This window comes from Ideonella azotifigens (genome assembly GCF_006519715.1).
GTDB lineage: Bacteria > Pseudomonadota > Gammaproteobacteria > Burkholderiales > Burkholderiaceae_C > Ideonella > Ideonella azotifigens.
This window is the reverse complement of the sequence record NZ_VIDT01000234.1, coordinates 1-7,712: the sequence shown is the minus strand read 5'-3', so window position 1 is coordinate 7,712 and position 7,712 is coordinate 1. Positions and strand designations below refer to the sequence as shown.

The following is a 7,712-nucleotide window of genomic DNA, read 5'->3' as shown; positions in this document are numbered from 1 at the left end:
CTGCGCGGCGAAGCCGGCCGCAGGTGACCGATGTATTTGGGCTGGCGCAGCCAGATCGCGTCGTCCAGGTCGAACATGCTGCGCGGCTGCAGACGCTGCAGCAGCCGCATCTCCCATGGCTCCAGCCGCAGCTTGTGCAGCACCACGGCCGAACTTGCGCGCAACAGGTGGCGCAGCTGCCAGATGCGCCAGCCATACAGGCGCTCGGGCAACACCCGGAGTTCATTGCGCCAGCCCAGCGATTCGACCACCGGCATCACCGGCGCCAGCCGGTGGCGGAACGAGGGCGCCTGAGGGTCGGTGCTGAGCCAGACCACGCTGCCGCGGCTTGCCGGGCTGCTCATTGCCATTGCCATCCACTGTTCATCGGAGAACTCTCGCCATCCAGTTGCGGGAGTATCGCCGGCCTGGTTCGCCGGCCCTCACCGGCCACGCAGGCGAACCCGGCACCAGCCGAGCGGGCATGAAAAAACCGGCCAGGGCCGGTTTAGGGAGCAAGCGACCGGCGGAGCCGGTCGGCAGGCATCAGTTCTGCGAGGACTGGCCCTGACCCGAGGCCGCCGTCGTGACGTGGCCGCCAAGGCGTTGCACTTCGGCCAGGTATTCCGGGCCATGGCGCCATTGCTGGTAGTTGGCCATGCGGCGCTTGTAGTCGGCACTGAAGACGACGTAGCTGTCTTCCTGCGCGGCCAGCATGTCCAGCCCGGCACGGCGCCACAGCACCAGGTCGGCCTGCACTTCGGCGCGGCTGAGGGTGGGTTGGTTGTCGAAATTGACGGTGCCGGTGTTGTCTTCGGCACGGGCCACGCCGGTGAGGGCGGCCAGGCCCAGGGCGGCAGCGCCCAGGAAACGAGTGACTTGCATGGAAATTCCTTTCGCTTGACAGGTGTGACCGACGAGGTCACGAAGTGGCGGCCGACTGCGAGGCAGTGGGTGGCTCAGAGCGGGGAAGCCGGTCGTCGATTCAGTGCCTTCATGGTAGAAACCCGCAGCCGACGCAAGCCTGACGCTCCGATGACAAATTTGTCATCCGGGCGGCAGTGCCACCTTCCCAGGTGGCACTGCATGGCGGGTTCAGCCCTCGGCGGGCAGCAGCAGGCCGAAGGTGTTCAGGCCGTTGGCAGACTCGACGAACACCGTGCCGCGGTGCATCACCGCGATGGCGTTGACGATGGCCAGGCCCAGGCCGTGGTTGCCGCCGCTGCTCAGGCGTGCGCTGTCGACGCGGTAGAAGCGGTCGAACAAATGCGGCAGGTGCTGCGCAGGAATTTCCGGGCCGGGGTTGGTGACGGCCAGCCGCACGTTGGCGCCTTCGCGCAGGATGCTCGCCTGCACCTCGTCGCCCGGAGCGGCATGCTGGATCGCATTGCGCATCAGGTTGCTCAGCGCGCGCCGCAGCAGCGCGGTCTCCACGCTGCACTTGGTGTCGCCCTCGACCCGCAGCGTCACGCCGCGATCGTCGAACAGCGGCTCCAGGAATTCGGCAACCTTGCGCACCTCGTCTGCCATGCACACGGCCAGCTGGCGCGAGGCCGCGGCGCCCTGGTCGGCGCGGGCGAGGAACAGCATGTCGTTGACGATGGCCTTCAGGCGTTCCATCTCTTCCAGGTTCGAATGCAGCACCTCTTCGAGTTCGGCTGCGCTGCGCGGGCGCGTGAGCATCACCTGGGTCTGGCCGATCAGGTTGGTCAGCGGCGTGCGCAGTTCGTGGGCCACGTCGGCATTGAAGCCTTCGAGCTGCTGGTAGGCGGTTTCCAGCCGCGCCAGCGCGCCGTTGAACGAGGCGGTGAGGTCGTCCAGCTCAGCCGGCATGGGCTTGAGCGCCAGCCGCTGGCCCTTGTGGTTCGGGTCCAGCGCCTGGGCCTGGCGCGACAGCCGGCGCAGCGGCCGCAGCCCGAAGCGCGCCATGCCATAGCCCAGCACCGCAACGGCCAGCACGCCCGCGCTGCCCAGCACGACCAACGTCAGGCGGAAGGCGTTCAGCGTGTCCCAGAAGCGCGCCGGGTCCTTGGCCAGCACCAGCCGCACCTCGGGCCGGTCGCCATCGGCCGGCAGCGTGCGCGACCAGGTCATCCAGGCCGGCCCGTGGCCATTCGCCAGCAGCAAGCCGAAGCCGCTCTGCTGCGACAGCGCGACCACGTCCGGCGTGGGCGTGCCGTAGCTGAAGCCCGGCCGGTCGCTGAGCAGCCAGACCCGCATGCCACTGCGTTCGGCTTCCATCGCGTCCATGGTCGGCGTGAGCCACAGCCGCCATTGCGACTCGCTCTGCGTGCGCAGCACGCTGGACTCGACCCAGCCGCCGCGCAAGCCCAGCTCGTAGCGCAGCTGGTCGTTGATGCCGGCCTGCAGCACCAGGTAGATGATGACGCCGGCAACGACGAAGACCACCGACGCGCAGGCCGCGAACAGCGCGGTCAGCCGGCTGGCCAGCGAGCGGATCATGGCGCGGCGCTGGCCGCGGGCGAGGAGGTGCCCTGGCGTTCTTCCAGCACGTAGCCCATGCCGCGCAGCGTGTGCAGCAGCTTGTTCGGGTACGGCCCGTCGATCTTCGCGCGCAGCCGCTTGATGGCGACCTCGACCACGTTGGTGTTGCTGTCGAAGTTCATGTCCCAGACCAGCTCGGCGATCTCGGTGCGCGATAGCACCTGGCCGCTGCGGCGAGCCAGCGTGCTGAGCAGCGAGAACTCCTTGGCCGTCAGGTCGATGCGGTCGCCGCCGCGGTGCACCTTGCGGCTCATCAGGTCCAGCACCATGTCCCCAATCGTCAGCGTGCTGGCCTCCTGCTGTCGGCTGCGCCGCCCCAGGGCCTGCAGCCGGGCACTCAGTTCGAGGAAGGAGAATGGCTTGACGAGGTAGTCGTCGGCCCCATCCTGCAGGCCGCGCACCCGGTCCTCGACGCTGTCGCGTGCGGTCAGCATCAGGATGGGCATGTCCTTGCTGCGGCGCACGTCGCGCAGCACCTGGAAGCCGTCGATGCCTGGCAGCATCACGTCCAGCACCAGCACGTCGTAAGCGTTTTCGAGCGCGGCGTGGCGGCCGTCGATCCCGTTGCGGGCGACGTCCACCACATGGCCCTGCTCGGTCAACCCGCGCAGCAGGTAATCGGCCGTCTTGGCCTCGTCTTCCACGATCAGGACGCGCATGCCGCGAGTCTAGCGACCCGTGACCGTTTGCATCGCTGACCGCTGGATGACATTTACGTCATCTGAACCTCAGGGTGCGCGTGGCGCGAGGCGGTCTGCCGGCGCGACCGGGAACGGGAAGCCGAGCACGGTGGCCTTGCCCTGGGTCTGGTTCTGGGCCTGGCAGTCGGCGCTGCAATCGGTGGCAGACGGCGAGACCTCGGTCGCGTCTTCACCCAGCACCATGCCCATGCGGCCGCCGCTCTGCACGTCCCAGCGCGACACGCCGCCGCAATGCTTCACGCTGACTGGTGCGCCGTTGCGGTTGATGATGGTGTTGTTGCAGGTGGCTTCGCTGCGGCGCGTGGCCAGCTGCGCGCTGTCGCGGCCGACGAACTTGGACGAGAAGTCGTTGCCGAAATTGACCCGGGCCGGCACCACCAGCGTGGTGTCGCCGAAAGGCACCACGTCACCCTCGCGGTTGCGGAAGTTGCGGTTGTCGAAATAGAACGGCGTGAGGTTGGCGTTCTGCGTGCTCTCGGCCAGCGTGTGGGTGAACAGGGTCGTTTTGCCATCCTCGCGCTCGGCTTCCATCTGGAACACGCCGCCTTGTGCGCAATCCTTGGCCTGGATCTTCAGCTTCACCGCCTTGCCGCGCAGCACGCTCAAGCTACCGTCCTTGGATTCCAGCTTCAGGTTGCCGGTCAGCGCCACGCCTTGCAGGTCCGGCACCTTGCTGGCGAAGATGGCCGTGCGCACGCCGCCGGTCAGGTCCTTGCTGTTGGCAGCACCCGTCAGCACGTAGTTGCGGATGGCCAGCGTGGCCGGGTCGATCTCGAAGGCCACGTACTTGCCCTGAACCAGGAAGGCCCCGGTGAGTTGCGCCGGCTTCAGGTCCAGCTTGAAGTTGCCGCTCTTGCCGAGCGCGGCGAAGCTGCCGCCACTGCAGGCGGCCGAGGTGGCGGCCTGGGCCAGGCCAGCGCTTCCGACCAACAGCAGCGCCGTGGCAAACAGGCGGCTTTGACGGTCGAAGGACTTGGGGGAGAAAGCAGACATGGGCGGGCGCTCCGTGGGGTGAAAGATCACTTCACTGTTGCGCGCAACGTGCCAGGCCAGGCCCTTGAACCAAACCGTTCAAAATCAAGCACTTGGGCCTGCCGGACAGGGCAAGCCCGTCAAGACCGGGCCAAATGCCCCACCAACCCTTGGGGTGCTGGTGGGGGATCTGCCCCAGTTGCCGCCGACACTGGGCGATCTGCCCCCGCTGCGCCTCACTTTGCCGGTGGCACAGGCGTTGCGACTTGTGTCTTCGGTCCCTTTCCTTCAACCACGCCATCAAACGATTGCCCTGGATGCCGCTGTTCCGTCTCAAAGCCTCGCCGCGACAGGAGTTCGACCTGCTGCGCTGGTTCTCGCGCATCAGCCTCGCCGCGGCGGCATTGGTCAGCGTGCTGCTCGCGCTGGGCCTGGCGGCCGTGGTGCAGACGCTGCTGCTGCGGCACGATGCCGAGCTGAGCCGGCAGTTCGTGCAAAGCATCGTCGCCACCCAGTCCGTCTCAAGGCACTTCACCAGCGGGCCCACGCCCGGCCGCGAGGCCGCGCTGGCCGAGTTCTTCGGCCACGTGGCGGCCATGCCGGACGTGCTTCGCGCCAATGTCTACGACCGCAGCGGCGCGGTGCTGTGGTCCAGCGAATCGCTGCTGACCGGCCGCCAGTTCGAGGACAACGACGAGCTGCTGCGCTCGCTGCGTGGCGAGACCGTGGTCGAGCGCGGGCCGGTGGCGGCGGGCGACAAGGCCGAGCACATGGCGCTGGGCCCCGGCCAACTGCACTTCGTCGAGAGCTACCTGCCGGTCTATGACGCTGAGCAGAAGACGGGCGGGGCGCCGATCGGCGCAGTGGAGCTCTACCGCGTGCCCACCGAGCTGAACGCCACGCTGCGCGAGGCCGGCTTTGCCGTCTGGAGCGGCACGCTGATCAGCGGCCTGCTGCTGTACCTCGCACTGCTGGGCTTTGTGCGCAAGGCCAGCCGGCAGTTGCAGGCGCAGCGCGAGCGCCTGATCGAGGCGGAGGCCATGGCACGCACCGGCGAGATCGCCGCGTCGGTTGCGCACAGCATCCGCAACCCCTTGGCCTCCATCCGCTCCAGTGCCGAGTTGCAGCTGGAAATTGGCGAGGCCACGCCGGCCGATGCCCGCGAGACCATTGGCCATGTGGACCGCATCGAGCATCTGGTGCGCACGCTGCTGAGCTATGTGCAGCATCCGGCCGAGGTGCGCGGCAGCACCGATCTGGCCGCGCTGCTGGCGGCGGCCGAACAACGCTTCGCCCCTGTCTTCCAGGGCCAGGGCAAACAGCTGCGCCTGCGCACCGAGCCCGGCCTGCCCGAGGCGCATGGCGAGGAAGTGGCCATTGCCCAGGTGCTGAACTCGCTGCTGGCCAATGCGCTGGAGGCGACGGCTGCTGGTGCGCTGGTCGAGGTCAATGTGGAACGGGCCGGCGCGATGCTGGCGCTGACGGTGAGCGACCCCGGCACCGGCATTGCGCCCGAGCGCCTGGCCGAGGTCTTCAAGCCTTTTGCCACCACCAAGCCCCGCGGCCTGGGCATGGGGCTGACGCTGGCGCGCCGCACCGTGGACCGGCTGGGCGGCCGCATCGAACTGAGCAGCCGCCCTGGCCAGACTCGCGCCACCGTGCTGCTGAAACCTGCCAACGCATAAGAAGAGAAACCGAGCACCGCATGGGCCTGGCCATCCTGATCATCGAAGACGAGACCACGCTGGCGCGCAACCTCGCCGTCTACCTGGAACGCCAGGGCTACGAGGCGCGCACGGCGGCCAGTGCCGAGGAAGGGCTGGCGCAGCTGGCGAGCTGGCGGCCGGAGCTGGTGCTGTGCGACCACAACCTGCCGGGCCAGAGCGGGCTGGAGGCGCTGCGCCGCATTCGCACGCAGGACCCGGACATTCGCGTCGTGATGATGACCGGCTACGGCAGCACCGAGCTGGCCGTCGAGGCGATGAAGGCCGGCGCGGCAGATTTCCTGACCAAGCCGCTGGTGCTGGGCGAGGTCAAGCTGCTGATCGAGCGCCTGCTGGACCAGGGCCGCCTGGCCAACGCGGTGGACTACTACACCCAGCGCGAGGCACAAGGCAGCGGGCTGGACAAGATCATTGGCGAGTCCCCGCCAATGCGGGCGTTGAAAGCGTCGATTGCCACGCTGCTGGACGCCGAGGCCCAGCTGGCCGACGCGCAGCCGGCGGCGGCCCTGATCGTCGGCGAGACCGGCACCGGCAAGGAACTGGTGGCGCGTGCGCTGCACTTCGGCGGCCCGCGCCGAGCCCGCCCCTTCGTCGAGCTGAACTGCGGTGCCTTGCCTTCGCAGCTGGTCGAGGCCGAGCTGTTCGGCTACGAGCGCGGCGCCTTCACCGACGCGCGCCAGCGCAAGGCCGGCCTGCTGGAAACGGCAGAAGGCGGCAGCGTCTTCCTGGACGAGATCGGCGAGACCGAATTGGCCACGCAGGTCAAGCTGCTGAAGCTCTTGGAGGAGAAACAGCTGCGCCGGCTCGGCGGCCTGCACAGCCGGCCGGTGGACGCGCGCGTCATCAGCGCTACCAACCGCCCGCTGCAGCAGATGGTGGCCGCGGGCAGCTTCAGGGCCGACCTGTACTACCGGCTGCGCATCATCGAGCTGACCGTGCCGCCGCTGCGCGAGCGCGGCAGCGACATCGTGCTGCTGGCCCGCCACTTCCTCGCGCTGCACGCCGGCCGCTACCGCAAGCCCGGCCTGCGCTTTTCGGCCGAAGCCGAACGCCGCCTGCTGGGCCACGCCTGGCCCGGCAATGTGCGTGAACTGCGCAACGCGATCGAGCAGGCGGTGCTGATGGCGATGGACACGAACATCGGCCCGGCCGAGCTGCGCTTCCTCGGTGACGCAGCGTTGCCCACGGCGCCCACCGCATTCGCGGCAGAAGCCACCGACGACGAGGACCTGAACCTCGAACGCATGGAGCGCCGCCTGGTGCAACGCGCACTGGACCGCAGCGGTCAGAACGTCAGCGCCGCAGCGCGCTTGCTGGGTGTCTCGCGCGATACCCTGCGCTACCGGCTGGAGCGCCTGGGGCTGCGCACCGGCGAGGACAACGGCGGCTGAGCTTCGCGGGCTATACCGTGCCCTACCGGGCGCCGCGCAGCCGAAACCTCCGCTTGCCATCCGGCGTTTCAAATTCGTCGGGCGAATCGGTGGTCTTCAGGCGTTCGCCGGTGGCGAGCCGGTAGCTCAGTTCAACGCTGCCATTCGGGTGGGCGACTTTTTCTCGCAGGATGATGCAGGCCTCCCCGCGTTGTCCGATGGCTTCAAGCTTGTCTGGTGTCATGCCGTGATGTTGCGACAGGCCGGGCCTGTGCTGGTAACCGAACCTTTCCGCGGGCATGGACAAGCGGGGTCCTGCCTGCGCGGTGAGCCTGGCCTGAACCGGCTCAGGTCCGCCACGTCCTGCGCCAGGCCAGTTGCGCGGTGCACCAGAGGGCCGCCGCGGCGGGCAGCAAGGCCCATTGCCATGGCAGGTCAGGCGGCAGACCGAAGACGCGGGC

At 68.5% G+C, this 7,712-nt stretch carries 8 protein-coding genes; 2 read left to right on the top strand and 6 right to left on the bottom strand.

The annotated features are described in order from the left end of the window. The 5 genes from FKP22_RS15175 to FKP22_RS15155 form a co-directional block, all read right to left on the bottom strand. The coding region (locus tag FKP22_RS15175) for a hypothetical protein (RefSeq protein ID WP_141288311.1) at positions 1 to 344 on the bottom strand (344 nt) is incomplete at its 3' end. Between the two features lie 181 nt (positions 345 to 525). Continuing rightward, on the bottom strand, positions 526 to 864 hold the full coding sequence (locus FKP22_RS15170; RefSeq protein ID WP_141288310.1) for a DUF4148 domain-containing protein: 339 nt from the start codon (positions 862 to 864) through the stop codon (positions 526 to 528). Positions 865 to 1,074: 210 nt separating this feature from the next. Continuing rightward, positions 1,075 to 2,442 carry a heavy metal sensor histidine kinase gene (locus FKP22_RS15165; RefSeq protein WP_141288309.1) on the bottom strand — a complete coding sequence of 456 codons (1,368 nt, stop codon included), beginning with the start codon at positions 2,440 to 2,442 and terminating at the stop codon, positions 1,075 to 1,077. Next, positions 2,439 to 3,143 carry a heavy metal response regulator transcription factor gene (locus FKP22_RS15160; protein ID WP_141288308.1) on the bottom strand — a complete coding sequence of 235 codons (705 nt, stop codon included), beginning with the start codon at positions 3,141 to 3,143 and terminating at the stop codon, positions 2,439 to 2,441. Before FKP22_RS15160 ends, FKP22_RS15165 begins: the two co-directional genes overlap by 4 nt. Before the next feature lie 69 nt (positions 3,144 to 3,212). Continuing rightward, positions 3,213 to 4,178 (bottom strand): hypothetical protein, encoded by a 966-nt coding sequence (locus FKP22_RS15155; protein ID WP_141288307.1) that lies wholly within the window; start codon positions 4,176 to 4,178, stop codon positions 3,213 to 3,215. A 296-nt stretch (positions 4,179 to 4,474) separates the two neighbouring features. Between FKP22_RS15155 and FKP22_RS15150 the strand changes: the two genes are divergently transcribed. Both FKP22_RS15150 and FKP22_RS15145 read left to right on the top strand, forming a co-directional pair. Continuing rightward, positions 4,475 to 5,842 carry a sensor histidine kinase gene (locus tag FKP22_RS15150; RefSeq protein WP_141288306.1) on the top strand — a complete coding sequence of 456 codons (1,368 nt, stop codon included), beginning with the start codon at positions 4,475 to 4,477 and terminating at the stop codon, positions 5,840 to 5,842. A gap of 20 nt (positions 5,843 to 5,862) precedes the next feature. Further along, on the top strand, positions 5,863 to 7,272 hold the full coding sequence (locus FKP22_RS15145) for a sigma-54-dependent transcriptional regulator (RefSeq protein WP_141288305.1): 1,410 nt from the start codon (positions 5,863 to 5,865) through the stop codon (positions 7,270 to 7,272). A 22-nt stretch (positions 7,273 to 7,294) separates the two neighbouring features. Here FKP22_RS15145 and FKP22_RS15140 read toward each other — a convergent pair whose 3' ends face one another. After that, complete coding sequence (locus FKP22_RS15140; protein WP_141288304.1) at positions 7,295 to 7,558, bottom strand: hypothetical protein; 264 nt, start codon at positions 7,556 to 7,558, stop codon at positions 7,295 to 7,297. Positions 7,559 to 7,712 lie beyond the last annotated feature (154 nt).

Excerpts from the sequence above, each read along its gene's own strand:
- FKP22_RS15150 (WP_141288306.1), top strand. The coding sequence starts at position 4,475 with ATGCCGCTGTTCCGTCTCAAAGCCTCGCCGCGACAGGAGTTCGACCTG.
- FKP22_RS15165 (WP_141288309.1), bottom strand. The coding sequence starts at position 2,442 with ATGATCCGCTCGCTGGCCAGCCGGCTGACCGCGCTGTTCGCGGCCTGC.
- FKP22_RS15160 (WP_141288308.1), bottom strand. The coding sequence starts at position 3,143 with ATGCGCGTCCTGATCGTGGAAGACGAGGCCAAGACGGCCGATTACCTG.
- FKP22_RS15170 (WP_141288310.1), bottom strand. The coding sequence starts at position 864 with ATGCAAGTCACTCGTTTCCTGGGCGCTGCCGCCCTGGGCCTGGCCGCC.
- FKP22_RS15155 (WP_141288307.1), bottom strand. The coding sequence starts at position 4,178 with ATGTCTGCTTTCTCCCCCAAGTCCTTCGACCGTCAAAGCCGCCTGTTT.
- FKP22_RS15145 (WP_141288305.1), top strand. The coding sequence starts at position 5,863 with ATGGGCCTGGCCATCCTGATCATCGAAGACGAGACCACGCTGGCGCGC.